The sequence below is a fragment of the Pseudomonas sp. 9.2(2024) genome, from assembly GCF_039695385.1.
Lineage (GTDB): Bacteria > Pseudomonadota > Gammaproteobacteria > Pseudomonadales > Pseudomonadaceae > Aquipseudomonas > Aquipseudomonas paraglycinae.
This window is the reverse complement of record NZ_CP155585.1, coordinates 5,711,180-5,728,729: the sequence shown is the minus strand read 5'-3', so window position 1 is coordinate 5,728,729 and position 17,550 is coordinate 5,711,180. Positions and strand designations below refer to the sequence as shown.

18 protein-coding genes are annotated in these 17,550 nt (G+C 58.6%); 2 read left to right on the top strand and 16 right to left on the bottom strand.

The features are described from left to right. Positions 1-1,620 carry a DUF2300 domain-containing protein gene (locus ABFB52_RS25885; RefSeq protein ID WP_129972502.1) on the top strand — a complete coding sequence of 540 codons (1,620 nt, stop codon included), beginning with the start codon at positions 1-3 and terminating at the stop codon, positions 1,618-1,620. Positions 1,621-1,623: 3 nt separating this feature from the next. Beyond that, a complete protein-coding gene (locus ABFB52_RS25880) occupies positions 1,624-2,436 on the top strand; it encodes a DUF2135 domain-containing protein (protein ID WP_102716658.1) in 813 nt (270 codons plus the stop codon). Positions 2,437-2,459: 23 nt separating this feature from the next. Here ABFB52_RS25880 and ABFB52_RS25875 read toward each other — a convergent pair whose 3' ends face one another. The 16 genes from ABFB52_RS25875 to ABFB52_RS25800 form a co-directional block, all read right to left on the bottom strand. Then, positions 2,460-2,894: a hypothetical protein gene (locus ABFB52_RS25875; protein ID WP_039772002.1), complete on the bottom strand. Its 435-nt coding sequence runs from the start codon at positions 2,892-2,894 to the stop codon at positions 2,460-2,462. A gap of 15 nt (positions 2,895-2,909) precedes the next feature. After that, positions 2,910-3,470 carry a hypothetical protein gene (locus ABFB52_RS25870; protein ID WP_129972501.1) on the bottom strand — a complete coding sequence of 187 codons (561 nt, stop codon included), beginning with the start codon at positions 3,468-3,470 and terminating at the stop codon, positions 2,910-2,912. A gap of 187 nt (positions 3,471-3,657) precedes the next feature. Next, a complete protein-coding gene (locus ABFB52_RS25865; protein WP_085747631.1) occupies positions 3,658-4,743 on the bottom strand; it encodes a macro domain-containing protein in 1,086 nt (361 codons plus the stop codon). Further along, positions 4,740-5,384, bottom strand: coding sequence for a DUF4433 domain-containing protein (locus ABFB52_RS25860; RefSeq protein ID WP_074691609.1), 645 nt, complete (start codon positions 5,382-5,384; stop codon positions 4,740-4,742). The genes ABFB52_RS25865 and ABFB52_RS25860 overlap by 4 nt, the downstream gene beginning before the upstream one ends. Next, positions 5,381-5,962, bottom strand: coding sequence for a DarT ssDNA thymidine ADP-ribosyltransferase family protein (locus ABFB52_RS25855; RefSeq protein WP_085747632.1), 582 nt, complete (start codon positions 5,960-5,962; stop codon positions 5,381-5,383). Before ABFB52_RS25855 ends, ABFB52_RS25860 begins: the two co-directional genes overlap by 4 nt. A gap of 185 nt (positions 5,963-6,147) precedes the next feature. Further along, a complete protein-coding gene (locus ABFB52_RS25850) occupies positions 6,148-7,068 on the bottom strand; it encodes a restriction endonuclease (RefSeq protein ID WP_085747633.1) in 921 nt (306 codons plus the stop codon). A gap of 130 nt (positions 7,069-7,198) precedes the next feature. Continuing rightward, positions 7,199-7,630 carry a hypothetical protein gene (locus ABFB52_RS25845; protein ID WP_080770657.1) on the bottom strand — a complete coding sequence of 144 codons (432 nt, stop codon included), beginning with the start codon at positions 7,628-7,630 and terminating at the stop codon, positions 7,199-7,201. A 486-nt stretch (positions 7,631-8,116) separates the two neighbouring features. Beyond that, positions 8,117-8,857, bottom strand: coding sequence for a S24 family peptidase (locus ABFB52_RS25840; RefSeq protein WP_085747634.1), 741 nt, complete (start codon positions 8,855-8,857; stop codon positions 8,117-8,119). A 221-nt stretch (positions 8,858-9,078) separates the two neighbouring features. Next, positions 9,079-9,606 carry an inorganic diphosphatase gene (ppa, locus tag ABFB52_RS25835; protein ID WP_007933577.1) on the bottom strand — a complete coding sequence of 176 codons (528 nt, stop codon included), beginning with the start codon at positions 9,604-9,606 and terminating at the stop codon, positions 9,079-9,081. Positions 9,607-9,720: 114 nt separating this feature from the next. After that, complete coding sequence (locus tag ABFB52_RS25830) at positions 9,721-10,533, bottom strand: zinc-dependent peptidase (RefSeq protein WP_129972500.1); 813 nt, start codon at positions 10,531-10,533, stop codon at positions 9,721-9,723. A 4-nt stretch (positions 10,534-10,537) separates the two neighbouring features. After that, positions 10,538-11,188, bottom strand: a complete 651-nt coding sequence (locus ABFB52_RS25825; protein WP_011336118.1) for a DedA family protein — start codon at positions 11,186-11,188, stop codon at positions 10,538-10,540. A 227-nt stretch (positions 11,189-11,415) separates the two neighbouring features. After that, on the bottom strand, positions 11,416-11,877 hold the full coding sequence (locus ABFB52_RS25820; RefSeq protein WP_074691599.1) for a GNAT family N-acetyltransferase: 462 nt from the start codon (positions 11,875-11,877) through the stop codon (positions 11,416-11,418). 117 nt (positions 11,878-11,994) lie between these two features. Beyond that, positions 11,995-12,819 (bottom strand): ethanolamine ammonia-lyase subunit EutC, encoded by an 825-nt coding sequence (gene eutC, locus ABFB52_RS25815; protein ID WP_129972499.1) that lies wholly within the window; start codon positions 12,817-12,819, stop codon positions 11,995-11,997. 5 nt (positions 12,820-12,824) lie between these two features. Further along, positions 12,825-14,219 (bottom strand): ethanolamine ammonia-lyase subunit EutB, encoded by a 1,395-nt coding sequence (locus tag ABFB52_RS25810; protein WP_102686377.1) that lies wholly within the window; start codon positions 14,217-14,219, stop codon positions 12,825-12,827. 80 nt (positions 14,220-14,299) lie between these two features. After that, positions 14,300-15,670, bottom strand: coding sequence for an ethanolamine permease (eat, locus tag ABFB52_RS25805; RefSeq protein ID WP_085608773.1), 1,371 nt, complete (start codon positions 15,668-15,670; stop codon positions 14,300-14,302). Between the two features lie 202 nt (positions 15,671-15,872). Then, positions 15,873-17,393: an aldehyde dehydrogenase family protein gene (locus tag ABFB52_RS25800; RefSeq protein WP_007958625.1), complete on the bottom strand. Its 1,521-nt coding sequence runs from the start codon at positions 17,391-17,393 to the stop codon at positions 15,873-15,875. Between the last annotated feature and the right edge of the window lie 157 nt (positions 17,394-17,550).

The following is a 17,550-nucleotide window of genomic DNA, read 5'->3' as shown; positions in this document are numbered from 1 at the left end:
ATGACCCGGCCGCTGGTCTGGCTGCTGATGTGTGTGATTCCTGCGCTGGCGACGGCGCAGGATGAACCGTTGCGCGTGGCCTACAAGGGCGAATTGCTGTCGCTGAACCCCACGCAACTGACCGCCCGCGAGCCATTGCCTTCGTCGCTTGATACGCCGCTGGGCAGTTTGTGGAAGGTGTTCGTCTACGCGTGGCTGGTGGATACCGGCGCGCAGGAACCGGCTTATGAATGTCGCGGGCAGTCGAAGGAAGAAGTCTATTGCTGCACGGCGGGCGGGAAGATCGAGCGTGATCAGGCGCTGGTAAAATCCTGCGGGCTGTATTTCGAGCCGGCGCGGTTGGGCATAACCGCTGGCGATTGGAGAACCTATTGGCAGGCGCGACAGGCGCCGTCGTGGTTGCTGGATTTGCCATCGGTGCAACCGGCTACTCGGGTGTCCGTGGCTGACTTGTTGAAGGTTTTATCTTGGCTGCCGGCTCAGGATCAAATGCGCCGTGTGCTGCTCGACGTGGTGCTGAACGCGGCGGACGGTAATGTCGTCGGTGAACTCGGCGGGCGCTTGCGGGTGAAAACCTGGAGCTGGCTCGGCGATCAGGATCCGCAATCACGTCAGGGCGGATTCGCTGGCTGGACGGCGGACGGCTCGCCGATCTGGGCCGGTGGCCGGGGCACCAGTCAGATGGTTCTGCGGCATTACGGTTCGGCGTTGGCGACGGTGTTGCCCGCATCATGGCCAGCGGAAGCGGGGCGATGCGTTGAGGTCGGACTGTTCTCGCGTTATCCGGTTTCGCGGGTTCTGGTCGGTGATCGAGTGGTGAGCTCCGGCCCGTTGCAGGGCGATTACCGCGTCGAATTCGTTAATGGCAATACGCTGGATATCCACAGCGATGGCGAGCTGTTTCTGCTCAACGACAAGCTTGTGGCTCGGCTGGATCGCGAAGAGTACGTCGCCCGTGTGCTGGAGCGTGAAGCCAAACCCGAGCCGGCCGAAGCCGCCAAAGCGTTGGCCGTGGCGATCCGCACGTATCTGCTGCAAAACGCCACGCGCAACGGCGAATGCCTGAGCATCGACGACAGCAGCACCCGCCAACGCGTCGCCCCGCGCCCGGCTTCCGCCGAATCCCGCAACATCGCCGCATGGACGTCGGATCTGGTATTGGCCGGCAGCACCGTCACCTATCACTCCGATCAACCTGGCCCCGACAAACTGGCCTGGCAACAAGCCGTCGAGCAAGCCAATGCCGGGCAGCGTTACGACGCGATCCTGCTGCACGCCTATCCACGAGCGAGCCTTAGCCGCTGGGACAACCCGGTGGCGTCCTGCGAAGCACTGCCCGCCGCGCAGGACTGGCTGCAAAAACAGCGGCGCGGCTGGCGTCCCAGGCTGGAAAGCGAAACCGGCTACAACGAAGTCAGCACGTTCGCCGTCTGCAAACTCGCCTTCGGCCGCCCCTTCGTCGACCGCGAACGCCAGCGCATCTATGTGCGCGGCGTGCTGTCCTTGCAGGACCGCCTCGACCTGACTCACGAATACCTGCACCTGGCCTTTGAAGCACATCCCAACGGCCAGGATGAAACCTATATCGAAGGGCTCGCCCGTCACCTTTTGCTGGAATAGACCATGACACTCCGTTATCCACAGGTCTTGCTGTTCCTCTGCGCGCTTAATGCATTGCCAATGGCGATGGCCGCCGACAGCGTCAAACTCGACACCCCGGTCGGCGGCTGGCGCAGCGGCGCACCCGAGGGCGAAGGCGAAAACTTCCGCCAGACCGTCAACTATCCGGCCTCCTCGGTGAATACTCCGCTCGGCCAGGCCAACACCGCGCGCATCAGTGGCGAAATCAAAGCCACCCCGAAAAACAAAGAGCCCGGCCGCCTGATCGTCAACGGCGTCAGCATGCCGCTGAAAATCGACGACAGCGGCCGCTTCGACCGCCCGTTCTCCTTCCCCAACGGCAGCAACAGCGTCGAAGTCCGTAGCCCCGACGGCCAGCAACGGCACCGCACGCAATTTCTCAACACCAGCGGCGGCGCTACTCCGGCGAAACTGCGGGTGTTGCTGGCGTGGGACAGTGACGGCACCGACCTCGACCTGCACCTGATCACACCCGACGGCGCGCACATCTGGTACGGCGATCGCGTCGCGCCCAATGGCGCTGCTCTGGATGTCGACGTGACCACCGGTTACGGCCCGGAAATCTTCGCCATGCCGGCGCCGATCAAGGGTCAGTATCTGGTGTATGTGAATTATTTTGGCGGTGGGTATCGCGGGGATGATGAGGGTGGAGAAGAGGCGGTGCAGCCGTTGACTACCGCGCAGGTGACGGTGATTACGGAGGAGGGGACGCCTAGCGAGAAGATGGAGACTTTCATCGTGCCGATGCGGGCGGTGGGGGAGTTGACGTTGGTGAAGTCGTTTAGTTATCCCTGAGCAGGAGCCTGCTCAGGGTTGCATTAGAAGCCGGGTGGAATGTAGCCGGGCACGAACGGAACGTTGATGCACTTCCCGTGAATGATCTTCCCGTCTTCAATCCTGAACAGCACGATCTTCTTGGCCTTATTGACGGTGGCCTCCAGTTTGCAATCCGAACTGTGACCGACTGTCTCGTAGTACTCGGTGTAAACCATGCCGTTGCCGGTATGGTTCATTGAAGTCCCGGCCGCTTCTGTAGTGGTCCAGCTGGAGGATTTGAACCAGGTGAGAACCGCCAGATTCTCACCGTTGGCACCGGTCTGTTTTTTCATCGAGTCGGGTTTGCCGAACAGGTCGAGTGCTTCCTGGACATCGCGTCCTTCCCATCGAGACTGAGCAATCAGGTGGCAGCCATGCAGCAGCAATAGTGTGGGTGTCAGCAGCACCGCCAGTAACGTTTTAGTCCATTGATTCATCATGCGTTCCGCCGCTTACTTGTTACCGAGGATCGAATCCAGGTTGTCCATCATCTGCCCCTTCTCCTGAATCGGTGCCAGCTTGAAGAACATCTGTTGCATGCCCTGAATCATCTGCAAGGGCTCCATCTTGCCCAGCGCGATCATGTCCTTTTTAGCGGGGGAGCAAACAAACTCGGCGGCGCGCTGTACCCAGAACTCCTTCGGCTGCTGCCATTGGTCGTTAACTTTCAGGTGCCGCATCATGTAGGCAATGCGATCTATGGATTGCCCATTAAGAAAGCGGACCTTGTTCGTCGAGCACTGCACTTCGAGGTTGTAGGCATCGATCATCGGTTTGCCGGGTTCTTCATACACCAGCGTCACGGCCACCAACTTCGCACCCTTGGTATGGTTCGACGGCACCACTGAAGTGCTGTCGGCTACATACATGATGTTCTTGTTGGGAATGCCGTTGCCGTAAATGATCCACCAGTCACCGACGGGGTTCGGTTCTTCTGCCTGCGCGCAAATAGTGGCGGTCAGAAGTGCGGTTGCTAGAACAAGGGATTGATTGAGTTTGAAAAACGACAACATGGTGTTGCTCCATTCCTTGGTGCTTTTGCAATGCACAAAAACAGAATGGAAATTTAGTGGCGAGGTTGGGTGAGGGGCAATTAGGGCAGATGTGCTAATGGCTTATTGCGATGGTTCAATAATCGCCTGAGCCGTCTACTCATTGCACGTGCCAAGCGGACAGGCAAACTCGCATTTATTGTCTGCGTCAGGCCGCTATTTTCGGGCTGAAACTGCTGGAGATCAGGCGATTAATCGCGATTTCAAGAGCTTGATCATCGAATAGTTTATTTTTGCGCACCGCAGCTCCACCCCCGCCGTCCCAGTTTCTCAGTGCTTCACGTACCGCAGAAACGGTCGGAACAACCCCTTCCTTAATCAGCAACCAATCGACGGTCGCGAGTAATTCCATTCCGAAGGGGGATTCAAAGCCATCGATTAATTCAGCTGTGCGCTCTAAAGCTTGGGAATATTCCCTGGCTTCAGTCTTTAGGTAGGTCTGCAAAAAAGCCTTGCGATCTTGATCAAACCAAATCACATCGGTGATTTCCGCATCACTGATACGCTTGTCGCAATGTAGATAGCTACCATCCAGATTGTTGAGCAGATGCTCCAGTCGATTGGCGTATGGCCCGAATTTATGAGCGATAAATTTCAGGTTTAGCGGGTTCTCTGTACTTGGAAGTTTTTCAATTGCCCGCTCAAGAAACCAAGCCAGTTTTTGAATCTCGAGCAGACTGCATTCCATGCCCAACACCCAATAGCGTCGAACCAGTTCAGCGATAAGGGCACGGGCCGGCGTGAGCGTCTCTACACCGTTGCGCTTGGCGACATTCAGATATTGATTGGTCGGCTCGAACACCAGCACGTCGACATCCAGATCCCCCAAAACCTCAACGATCTGTTCGCGGACTTCAGGCCACTTCAATCCACCGTTACCAGCACCCAGTGGCGGGATAGCGACTGATTTCACGTCATTCTCAATTAGAAACCGACGCAGGTCGTGCAGACCTTCTGTTATCCAGGCCATTTGCGAAGGTGAACGCCAGTGACGTTTGGTCGGGAAATTGACGATCCAGCGAGGTCCTTCAAGTTCGTTGGTGGCGGTCACGTGCATCTTGCCGGTTTCAACTTCCTTGGCCTTGCACGCCGCTGCGTAAAGACGATAGTTCTGCGCAAAGCGTTCTTTGAACATCAGCGCGATGCCTTTTCCCATCACGCCCACGGTGTTCACCGTGTTGACGAGGGCTTCGGTCTTGGCTTCCAGCAGGTTGCCTTGGGTAAATCTGATCATTGGAAATACCATTTGGGACGCGCATGGACAGACAACGTCAGGCCTCGAGCGGCGACGTCTTGTTCTATGCGTTCTTTCATTGCATCGGTGTGGCACATGATGCCCAGTAGTCCCGTAATCGGTAAGTGATGGTGGATCAGCGCTTCCGCTTGATAACGCTCTATTTTACGAGGGTCATCAGGATCGCGCTTGAAGTCGCGCCGTTGAAGGATAGTCCAATCGATCTGGTCGAGATTCGCCAGATCGCTGTAATAGTCTGTCCAACTCGGATAGGCATGTGCGTTTGTAAAGACAAACGGTAGGCCGAGCTCTTCAACGCGATGGAGGCTTGAGACCAGAATGACGATCTCGTCATTGCTGCGTTGCTGCACGCTCCACCCGGAGTGGATGTTCTGCATCATCACCGAGAAGGGCGTGAAATAGAAGGGCACGTAGTCGGCCAGGACGCCTTCGGGTGCGATAGGCACCTGACGGGAACGGCGCTTGTCGATCAAGTCGACGTTGCCGATGTTCACGTAATGAGGTGCCTGTACTTCCGAGTTTGCGCAATGCAGGCCGTTGTCCAGAATCCAGGGCAGGTTATCGCGATGGACGATACGCCAAATCAGAGCTTTCTCTGGATTCAGGCTGGTGTAGTTCATTGATAAAACATTCTCTGATTCACGCTGGTCTGCACATTAACATCCGCTGCCTGCAATTTAGCTACGCAAAGTGCATCGACTTCTTCGCTGGGGGTAAAGATTTTGAAGAAGGCCTCAGGTTTAACAACCCCCGGTGCGAGACACTCGGCCATGCAGATGCTTTTGCAATGAGGGTCCAGGTAATCGCGACTGCTCATGACATCCCACTCGATGGCTTCGAAACCCTGTTCGTAATCAAGTAGCTGTATTGAGTCGCCTGCTAACGGGTGGCGTGGAATGATTTTCCAGCCGTATTGCCTGGCCGTTGATCTGTAGACCGAGATCAGTACAAATTGGGCCTCTGGCCTGTTGCGCTGGACGCTTCCGTCAAATGGATTCTTCGCAAACCAGTGGAAGGGCACGTAATTGTCGAGCTGCAGAGCCTGCCGCTTTTTCAGGATTTCAGCATCTGCGACGTCTTTGAAACCCGAGAGGCCAGCGCGAGGTTTCAAACCATCCTTGAAAATTCCATCCAGGTTTTCAACTGAAGTGAGATGGTAGAGAAGCTTCTGATCCTTGATGCTTTTAACGTCCGACATAGTGGTCTCCTTGACCTGCACATCAACCTAAACTGGATTCAGTTCCGGCCTCGCCCCGTGCTGATGTAACCCTCGATCCGTAGGGGTTGGTAGAACAATCGCTGCGATTCTAGTGTGCCATCACTTTTGGCCACAAGCCCACTAAGGAAATTGGTTAGCAGGGTAAAGCAGCAACACGCCCGAACTCACTCTTCATCAAAATAATCGCGATCCAGCGTCGGCAACCGCAACAAACGCGATGTCACGCCCACCTCATGATCCATCATCAGATGCACCAGTCGCGTCCCGTCTACCAGCACAATACCGTCCACCGATTTGGCGAAGTCGACGGCGTGCGCCGTAAAACCAGAGGTGGTAATGAACACACCGCGCTTGGCCTTTTGTCCTGCGAGCGCGCCATAGAACGCCTGTAACTCAGGTCGGCCAACCGTGTTCTGCCAACGCTTGGCCTGTACGTAAACCTTCTCCAACCCCAATTTATCGAGCGAGATAATGCCGTCGATGCCGGCATCACCGGAACCTCCGACACGTTGCAAGTCGTTGCGACTGGCGCCGTAACCCAAGCGATGAAGAACATCCAGCACGATTACTTCAAAACGGTTAGGGCTTACTTGCAGCAAGTTGTCCAAAAGGTCGGCCGCCGTGGCATCGCGTAATTCCTTAAGCGCTCGCTCCAGTCGGTCGTCGGGGCTCTCGGTGGCGGAGGCTAGATCGGGCTCCACATTTGGTTGGTCATCCAGTGGCTCGGCGTCAGGCGCGACTTTCAGCTTCACATTCATGTAGCCGATTGCTAAGTGCTCCACATCCGTGGTCGACAGTGGAAATGCATGCTCCTTGGCGTACTGCACGCCTGCGTCGGTCAACTTCCAATAACCGCGTTTGGCACTGCTGGAAAGACCTGCGCGCTTGAGTCGATCGTGTGCCCAGCCTGATCGGTTCTTGTAGGTAGCCTGACCACTGGCGATCAGTTCTTCGCGCTGAGCTTCACTCAGTTGCAGCATTTTTGCTGCTGATTCATGAGCGTCCCGAGCGATTGCACCCTCGGGTTTTGTGGCGAGAAAGCGAAGGATCGGCTCAATGAACTGATCGTAGGTTGGAACGGACATGGGCGCATCCCTGTGCTGAAAGTGTTTTCGTGCCGATCGGATGGCGATTGTAAATCAACGGTGGATATGGAGGGCTTCGCGACTAAAGCGTCTGCAGGTGAAAGCGTAAGTCGCTATGTCAGTTTCACCATCAATCCGCAAAAACACCGCAAAGCGCATTGCCTTGGTAACCATGAACGATCGGTCCCAACATCATGAATGGGCCGCAAGCGTAGAAAGGGGATGGGACTTTTTGCTGCGAGTCGAGCAGAACGGCTTCGTTTCCGAACTCGTCGTTGCCGAAGGACTGCTCGAAATACGATGTGCACACCGGTAGTTTCAATGGCACCGGAATGATCAGTGCCCAAACGGTGATCCCGCACCATTCCCGTGTAGGCGTCGACGTGACCGTTCTGCTGATTTGCGGTGTGATTGATCGATAGCTTTGCGCTTTGTAAGCGTCTGTCTTGACGGTTGTTTTTTCCGGGAGCGATACGATTGCTCCAACACATCCTGAAAGACAAAGGCACGAGGCGGCTGTCAGGCCAACTGATTTCATGTTTGAAGTGATGGTTTTGGGCATGAATGTTGAACGTCCTTGTGGGGTGACTTGAGCAATCTAAGTTGCCGTCGCTTCCAGCAGGCGGGGCTCTGTTATGCGATGAGTTGTGCAAGCACCATTACACAGCGCTCTGCCCGTAAACCGACCCCCGGCCGGTTTTTCAGCAGGCATTAAAAAGCCGGCTTGTGGCCGGCTTCTCGGGGACTGGCTTGGTTTATTTTTGGTAAACCGCGCCAGCCTTCAAAACGTACATCCGGATCTTGCGTCCGGCTGTGGGACTTGGTCAGACAGTGGTCTGCCGCGTCAGGCGTCATCCGGGCCGCTTGGCGGGCCGATGCGCGAATGTGGGGCGCAGGATACTGAGTTTTGTCGGGGATTCCCAGTCTCAAGTGCGGAATAGAGCGATTTCTGCGGCAGGAAGCAGGGATTTGTACCTTGTATCCGGGCCTCTTCGCGGGCAGCCCCGCTCCCACAGAGTTTTCTGCAGGGGGCGGGAGTGACGGAGGGTCAGAGAAACGGCACCACCGGCCGCCGCTTGCCCAGCGTCGACCACCAGAACACCCACCCCAATACATGAATCCTCTGCTCCTCGATCTGCGCCGCGCGGAAGATCTCGTCCGGGTATTCGGCGCTGTTGTGGCTGCGCAGGCGCAATGCGTTGCCGGGCATGCGGTGCAGGTATTTGATGCGCAGCATGCCGTCGTGTTCGATGGCGTAGATTTCGCCGTCCACCACCTGGGTGAGGCCGCGGTCGATGGCGAGGGTGGAGCCGTCTTCGATTTTCTCGGCCATGCTGTTGCCGATCATGTGGGTGCAGATGGCGTCGGTGTGGCGGATCTCCAGTGTTTCTAGGTGGCTGCGGGGCAGGCGGATGGTTTGTTCCGGGTCTTTGATGACATGGGTTTTGTCGGAGCCGGGGGCGACCGGGGTTTCTTTGTAGAGCGGCAATTCGATGTCGTTGGTTTCGAGCACCGTGTAGACGCCGCGAATGGCATGCGCATCGAGGATGTCGCCCGAGTCCGTATGCAGGTGCGGGGCGTCTTTCGGGCCTTCGCCGGTCTTCAGCCATTGGCTGTTGACGGACAACAGGCGCGCAACTTCTTCCATGCGGTACGCGGGTACGCCCCGGGTGTACCAGTTATGAACGTTTTGGGCTTCCGTGCCCCAGAACTTTGCGAATCCCGTGGTGGTGATGTTCGCAGCTTCCAGGAGTGCCTTGAATCTTGGACCGCTAGTGTTCTTTCTCATAAACACGAGTCTACGACCGGCCTAGAGCGGTTTGAATAAACCTTGCGTTCAAAATCAGGGCAAATTTTGCGACGGGATGTAAGACGTCCTTGTGGGAAATTACACACACCAAAACTTTTCTGTAGGTCGCTATAAACAGGCTGTTTAAGCACTTATCTGGCAGGCACAAAAAACCCCGGATCAACCGGGGTTTTCTTCAAGCGTGTCGCAGGTCGCGAGACTTAGCCTTTGTAGGCAGCAACCGACTTGGTGATCGCGGCGCGGGCAGCGTCAGCGCCGTCCCAGCCTTCGATTTTCACCCATTTGCCTTTTTCGAGATCTTTGTAGTTCGCGAAGAAGTGCTCGATCTGCTGGATCAGCAGGGCTGGCAGGTCGGTGTATTCCTTCACGTCCACGTACAGCTGAGACAGCTTGTCGTGTGGGACTGCGATGACTTTGGCATCGCCGCCGCCGTCGTCGGTCATGTTCAGGATGCCGACTGGACGCGCGCGGATCACCGAACCTGGAGCAACCGGGTAAGGGGTTACGACCAGCACGTCCAGGGGATCACCGTCGTCAGCCAGGGTGTTCGGGATGTAACCGTAGTTGGCCGGGTAGAACATCGGGGTGGCCATGAAACGGTCAACGAACAGGCAATCGCTGTCTTTGTCGATTTCGTATTTGATCGGCGCGTGGTTGGCCGGGATCTCGATCGCGACGTAGATGTCGTTCGGCAGGTCTTTGCCAGCCGGAATCTTGCTGTAGCTCATTGGGCGTTGCCCCCGTTAGTTGACCAAAAACACTTGGCCGGATTGACCAAAAAGTGGCGGCGATTATAGGCATATTCTGCCGTGGACGCCATGTACCGGAAGTCGTGCAGACCTTTACTCGTGAGCCTGATAGACCGGGTCGCTGGCCTGAAGTTGCTTCAGGCGCGCCAACGGATCCTGGCGGTAGAAAAGCCGCAGCTGCGCATACACCTGTGGATAAGCTTCGTGCAGCAGATCCGGAGCGCTGAAGAAGTACTCGCTGGTGACGGCGAAGAACTCGGCCGGGTTCTCGGCGGCATACGGGTCGATGGCGGTTTCGGCGTCGGGATGGCGGTCGAGCTGGCGATTGAGGTCGTCGTACGCCGCCTGCATCACCTCGGCCCAGTCGCTGACCCGCATGTCGGCATGCAGCGGTGGCAGGCCGTTGGCGTCGCCGTTGAGCATATCGAGTTTGTGCGCCAGTTCGTGGATCACCAGGTTGTAGCCTTCCCAGCCACCACTGGCCATCACGCCCGGCCAGGCGAGAATGATCGGCCCTTGCTGCCACGCCTCGCCGCTGTGTTCGCCGTCCCACTCATGCTCGACGCCGCTGGCATCGCGATGGCGCTGGGGGCTGAGGAAGTCGTCGGGGTAGAGGACGATTTCGTGAAAACCCTGATACCAGTTCAGATTGCCGAGATGCAAAAGCGGCAGTTGCGCCTGGGCGGCGAGCAGCAGGCGTTGTTCCTGATGCAATTCGACACCGGGCAGGGCGGTCAGGTGTTTGTCTTCGAGGAACAGCACGCTGGTTTCGCGCAGCCACTGGTCTTCAGCGGCAGTGATGCCATCGAGAAAACTCAGGTGATGGCGCACCCGCTGCCACATATCGTCGGCAATCGGGTACTTCGCCAGAATGCGCCGGCGTCGCCAGGCGCTCAGCGACCACATCGGCTTAGTGCGATTGGGCTTTGGTGCCGCCGAAACGGCTGCGAACCACGCCGATGATCATCGGAATCAGCGACAGCAGAATGATGCCGACCACCAGCAGCGACAGGTTCTTCTTGATGAACGGCACGTTGCCGAAGAAGTAGCCCAGCGTCACCAGACCGCCGACCCACAGGACCGTACCGAACACGCTGAAACCGAAGAACCGCGGGTAAGGCATCTTCGCGACACCGGCGACGAACGGGGCAAAGGTACGGATGATCGGCAGGAAGCGCGCCAGGGTTACAGTCTTGCCACCGTGTTTGTCGTAAAAGTCGTGGGTCTGTTGCAGATAGTCGCGGCGGAAGATCTTCGAATTCGGATTGCTGAACAGTTTTTCACCGGCCGTTCGTCCGATCACGTAGTTGGTGCTGTCGCCGAGGATCGCCGCGAGCATCAGCAAGCCCGCCAGCAATACCGGATCCATACCGCCGCCCGCAGCCACTGCGCCGGCGATGAACAGCAGGGAATCACCCGGCAGGAATGGCATCACCACCAGACCGGTCTCGCAGAAGATCACCAGAAACAGGATGGCGTAGATCCAAGGCCCGTAATTATTCACCAGCAGGTCGAGGTAAACATCGAGATGCAGGATAAGGTCGAGCGGGTTGAAATCCATGGAGGCACCTGTGGTGATGGCCTGACTCGGCAGACCTGTGCGGATGACTTCGTGTAAGCCTACAAGCGGGTGTAGTTTTTCTTACAAGCCGGAAAGATCGGGATTATACGGGCAGAGGGGTGAAAAGCGCGTTGGTTTTGTAGCGGGGGATGTCGGTGTGAATAAATGTCGGGTTGGCATTCATTTTGGGGAGGGAGTCTGCTCCCTCCCCGCAGGGCACCCCGCGATCAGAGTTCTTCGCTGATCGGCAGCACGTAGTTCTTGAACTCGGTGTCTTCCTTGAACCCGATGGATTCGTAGGTTTTCTGCGCCACTTCATTGTCGGCGCTGGTGGAGACGCGCATGCGCACGGCCTGGGTTTCCTTGGCCATTTTCTTCGCGGTGCGGATCAGGTTGTCGGCTACCAATTGGCGGCGGGCGTCCTCGGCGACATAGATGTCGTTGAGAATCCACACGCGCTTGAGCGACAGGGAGGAAAAGCTCGGGTAGAGCTGGCAGAAGCCCATGAGCTTCTTGTCGTCGTCATCGGCCAGGGCCAGGTAGATCACCGATTCCTTGCGTCGCAGGCGCTTTTCGAGAAAGGCCCGGGACGAGTCCGGGTAGGGCAGGGAGCCGTAGAACTCGCGGTACTTAACGAACAACGGGGTCAGCAAATCCAGGTGTTCGAGGGTCGCTTGGATAATCCGCATGGTAGGTCTCGTCCTTCAAGTGGCTGTCTTCACGTGGGGCTGACGGCAACGGAAACCTTGGGCGGCCGTGCGTCGATCCTGCCTCAAACCGGCGCAGAAAGGCAATGCGGAAACGGTTCAGGCTGGGGGCGGATCGAGTAGGAAATTACTCTTCATGTCTGCACCGGCTTCCGATTCCAGCGTCCGAACCTGCGCTTCGTCCTTCAGATTGACGCCCGACAGCTGTCGCCGACAGGCTTCGCGCATCAGGTACAGCAAGCGATGCGCCGCCATGCCGTAACTGAGCCCTTCCAGCCGCACATTGGAGATGCAGTTGCGGTAAGCATCCGTGAGGCCGACCTTTGGATTGTAGGTGAAATATAAACCCAGGCTGTCCGGCGAACTGAGGCCCGGACGCTCTCCAATCAGCATCACGACCATTTTGGCGCCCAGCAACTGGCCGATTTCATCGCCAATCGCCACCCGGCCCTGTTCCACCAGAACCACCGGCGCAGTCGACCATTCGTCGGCGCTCATCTGTTCTTCCAGGCGGGTGAGAAACGGCAGGGTATGCCGATGCACCGCCAGCGCCGACAGACCATCCGCCACCACAATCACCAGATCCACACCGCCCGGATGCGCCTGGGCGTAGTCGCGCAGGGTCTGGGCCGATTGATCGCTCAATTTGCGCCCCAGGTCCGGGCGTTGCAGGTAGCTGTTGCGATCCACCGCCGCGCTGTGCAGCAGCAGGCTGTCGCGCTGGCGCTCGGTCAGTTGGGCGCTGAGCCCGGCGTGATCGAACGGCAAATGCACCGCGTCCCGAGCCTGGGCGTGGGCGAACTGGAAATCCAGCTGTGCACGGGTCGGCAGGCTGGTGCCGGTGCGGCCGAGGGCAATGCGCGCCGGGGTCAGACGACGCAGCTCCAGCCACGGGTTTTGCGGATCGACGGGCGGTTTTTCCATCTGACTCATCCCAGTTGCGCCAAGGCCTGGCGGAAGGCCGGCGGCAGGTTGTTGCCAAAGCGGACCTTGCCGTCCGCCTGGGTGAAGATGCCCATGTTCGCCAGCCACTGTTCGAATTCCGGCGCCGGTTTCAGGCCAAGTGTCTGGCGCGCATAGAGCGCGTCGTGGAACGAGGTGGTCTGGTAGTTGAGCATGATGTCGTCGGAGCCGGGGATGCCCATGATGAAGTTGATCCCGGCCACGCCGAGCAGGGTCAGCAGGGTGTCCATGTCATCCTGGTCGGCTTCGGCGTGGTTGGTGTAGCAGATGTCGCAGCCCATCGGCACGCCGAGCAGCTTGCCGCAGAAGTGGTCTTCGAGGCCCGCGCGGATGATCTGTTTGCCGTTGTACAGGTATTCCGGGCCGATGAATCCTACGACGGTGTTCACCAGAAACGGCTTGAAATGGCGCGCCACGGCGTAGGCCCTTGTCTCGCAGGTCTGTTGATCGACGCCGTGGTGGGCATTGGCCGACAGGGCGCTGCCCTGGCCGGTTTCGAAATACATCAGGTTCTGCCCGAGCGTGCCGCGATTGAGGCTCAGACCCGCTTCATAACCTTCCTGCAAGATGTTCAGGTTGATGCCGAAACTGGCGTTGGCCGCTTCGGTGCCGGCAATCGACTGGAACACCAGATCCAGCGGCACACCACGGTTGACCGCTTCTATAGAGGTGGTGACGTGGGTCAGCACGCAGGCCTGGGTCGGAATGTCGTAGCGCTGGATGATCGCGTCGAGCATTTCCAGCATTGCGCAGATCGAGGCGATGCTGTCGGTGGCCGGGTTGATGCCGATCATGGCGTCGCCGTTGCCGTACAGCAGACCGTCGAGAATGCTCGCCGCGATGCCGGAAGGTTCGTCGGTCGGGTGATTGGGTTGCAGCCTTGTGGATAACCGCCCACGCAGGCCGAGGGTGCCGCGAAATTGGGTGACGACGCGGATCTTCTGCGCCACCAGCACCAGATCCTGCACGCGCATGATCTTCGACACGGCAGCGACCATTTCCGGTGTCAGGCCGGGGGCGAGGGCGCGCAGGCTCTGCTCATCGGCCGCTTCGCTCAGAAGCCAGTCGCGAAAGCCGCCAACCGTGAGATGGCTGACGACTGCGAAGGCCTGTTTGTCATGGCTGTCGATGATCAGTCGGGTGACTTCATCGGATTCGTAGGGGATCAGCGCTTCCTGCAAAAAATGCGTGAGCGGGATGTCGGCCAGCGCCATTTGCGCGGCCACCCGTTCGCCATCGTTGAGCGCGGCGACGCCCGCCAGGAAGTCCCCGGAACGTGCAGGGCTGGCCTTGGCCATCACTTCCTTGAGGCTGTCGAAGCGATAGGTCTGGGCGCCGACGGTATGGGCAAATGCAGCCATGGGGCGCGTTCCTCCTGAATGAATGCTTTTAGTGCGGGCACCGAGCCCGAGGCCCGATGCCGGTGCAGCTCAGTTAGCGTTTAGATACCTTCGAGCATAGCGTCTGCCGGTGCTTCGGAGCGTTGCTTGGCGGTCAACTGGAAGTACAGGTAGCCGGCGGCCATGAAACCCAGGAACACACAGCCGATCAGCGTGTTGAACCAGGCCATCGCCACCAGGCACACCACCGCCAGGAACAGCGCGATGGCCGGCACCACCGGATAGCCCGGTGCGCGGAAGGTGCGCTCCAGATTCGGCTCGGTTTTGCGCAGTTTGAACAGGCTGAGCATGCTGATGATGTACATCACGATGGCGCCGAACACCGACATGGTGATCATCGCCGCCGTCAGGGTCATGCCTTGCAGGTTGACCAGACCGTCGCTGTAGATCGCCGCGATGCCGATCACGCCGCCGGCCAGAATCGCCCGGTGCGGGGTCTGGAAACGCGAGAGTTTGGCCAGGCCTTTCGGCAGATAACCGGCCCGGGCCAGGGCGAAGAACTGCCGCGAGTAGCCGAGGATGATCCCGTGGAAACTCGCTACCAGCCCGAACAGGCCGATCCACACCAGCATGTGCATCCAGGTCGAGTTGTTGCCGACCACCGCTTTCATCGCCTGCGGCAGCGGGTCGTTGATGTTCGACAGTTGGCGCCAGTCGCCGACACCGCCGGCCATCACCATCACGCCGATGGCCAGGAATACCAGGGTCAGGATGCCGCTGACATAGGCCCGTGGAATGGTGCGTTTCGGGTCCTTGGCCTCCTCGGCCGCCATGGCCGCGCCTTCGATGGCGAGGAAGAACCAGATCGCGAAGGGAATCGCCGCGAAAATGCCCGGAATCGAGCCCATCGTGAACTCATTGGCACCCGACCAGCCGTTCAGCACGAAGTTGCTGAAGCTGAAGCCCGGTGCGACCACGCCCATGAACACCAGCAATTCGGCGACGGCGAGCACGGTCACTACCAACTCGAAGGTCGCGGCGATGCTGACGCCAAGGATGTTCAGGGTCATGAACACGAAATACGCGCCGACCGCCGCGAGTTTCGGATCGAGCCCCGGATATTGCACATTAAGATAGGCGCCAATGGCCATGGCGATGGCCGGCGGGGCGAATACGAATTCGATTAGGGTGGCGATGCCGGCGATCAATCCGCCTTTCTCGCCGAACGCCCGACGGCTGTAGGCAAACGGCCCGCCCGCGTGGGGAATCGCGGTGGTCAGTTCGGTGAAACTGAAGATGAAGCAGGTGTACATGGTCGCGACCATCAGGGCCGTGACCAGGAAACCCAGAGTTCCCGCCGTGCCCCAGCCGTAACTCCAGCCGAAGTATTCGCCGGAAATCACCAGGCCGACGGCAATGCCCCAGAGGTGCAGGGTGCCGAGTGTGGGTTTGAGCTGTGTGGTGGAAGTCATAAGTCCTCTCTGTCTTTTTTATTGTTCGATCTGTTGGACTTTCGGGTGCAGCGGTTGAGTGGGTGGATGCTGTTCACGCAGCGGCAGTGTTCACGCAAATCCTGAATGACGGGTACGCAAGGCCCGTGCCAGAGCGGCCAGGCCAGGAAGTGTCATCGGGATTAAAAGGGCGACACCGATATTTCGGTGCCGCCCTTGGTTTTTAGAAGAAGCCCAGCGGATTGATGTCGTAGCTCACCAGCAGGTTTTTGGTCTGCTGGTAGTGGTCGAGCATCATCTTGTGGGTTTCACGGCCGACGCCGGACTTCTTGTACCCGCCGAACGCGGCGTGCGCCGGGTACAGGTGGTAGCAGTTGGTCCACACACGACCGGCCTTGATGGCGCGGCCCATGCGATAGGCGCGGTTGATGTCGCGGGTCCAGAGGCCAGCACCCAGGCCGAACTCGGTGTCGTTGGCGATCGCCAGGGCTTCGGCTTCGTCCTTGAAGGTGGTGATGCTCACCACCGGGCCGAAGATTTCTTCCTGGAACACGCGCATTTTGTTGGTGCCCTTGAGCAGGGTCGGCTGGATGTAATAACCGGAAGCCAGGTTGCCTTCGAGTTTTTCCACCTTGCCGCCGGTCAGCAGTTCGGCACCTTCGCCCTTGGCGATTTCCAGGTACGAAAGGATCTTGTCGAATTGCTGCTCGGACGCTTGGGCGCCGACCATGGTGTCGGTGTCGAGCGGGTCGCCACGTTTGATCTGGCTGACCTTCTTCATCACCGCTTCCATGAACTGCGGATAGATCGATTCCTGAACCAGTGCACGGGACGGGCAGGTGCAGACTTCGCCCTGGTTGAAGAACGCCAGCACCAAGCCTTCGGCGGCCTTTTCAATGAAGCTTGGCTCGGCCTGCATGATGTCTTCGAAGAAGATGTTCGGCGACTTGCCGCCCAGTTCAACGGTGGACGGAATGATGTTTTCGGCGGCGCATTTCATGATGTGCGAGCCGACCGGTGTCGAACCGGTGAAGGCGATCTTGGCGATGCGCTTGCTGGTGGCCAGGGCTTCGCCGGCTTCTTTGCCGAACCCTTGCACCACGTTGAGCACGCCCGGCGGCAGCAGGTCGCCGATCAGTTCCAGCAGCACGCTGATGCCCAGCGGGGTTTGCTCGGCAGGTTTGAGCACCACGCAGTTGCCGGCGGCCAAGGCCGGGGCGAGTTTCCACGCGGCCATCAGGATCGGGAAGTTCCACGGGATGATCTGGCCGACCACGCCCAGCGGTTCATGAATGTGATAGGCCACGGTATTGCCGTCGATCTCGGCGGCGCTGCCTTCCTGGGCGCGCAGGCACCCGGCGAAATAGCGGAAGTGGTCAGCGGCCAGCGGGATGTCGGCGTTGAGGGTTTCGCGGATGGCCTTGCCATTGTCCCAGGTTTCGGTAATCGCCAAAGTTTCGAGGTTCTGTTCGATGCGGTCGGCGATTTTCAGCAGGATCAGCGAACGGGCCTGGGCGGAAGTCGAGCCCCAGGCATCGGCAGCGGCATGGGCGGCGTCCAGGGCCTTTTCGATGTCTTCGGCCGTGGAGCGCGGGAATTCGGCAATGGGCTGGCCATTTACTGGCGAGGTGTTGGTGAAGTACTGACCTTTGACAGGCGCGACGAACTCGCCGCCGATGTAGTTACCGTACTTGCTCTTGAACGAGACTTTGGCGCCTTCAGTACCGGGGTGAGCGTAACGCATGATGTTCTCCTTGGCTGTTGTACTTATCAGAGAGACGCGCATGAGCGCTTGCTATAAGCGTAGAGCAAAGGTCGGGCCACTGCCGTGCAGGTCAGGCAAATCAAGGCTTTGCGAGATTTGTGTCGGACAAGTGGCAAGCGTCTGTGGCGGTATCGGT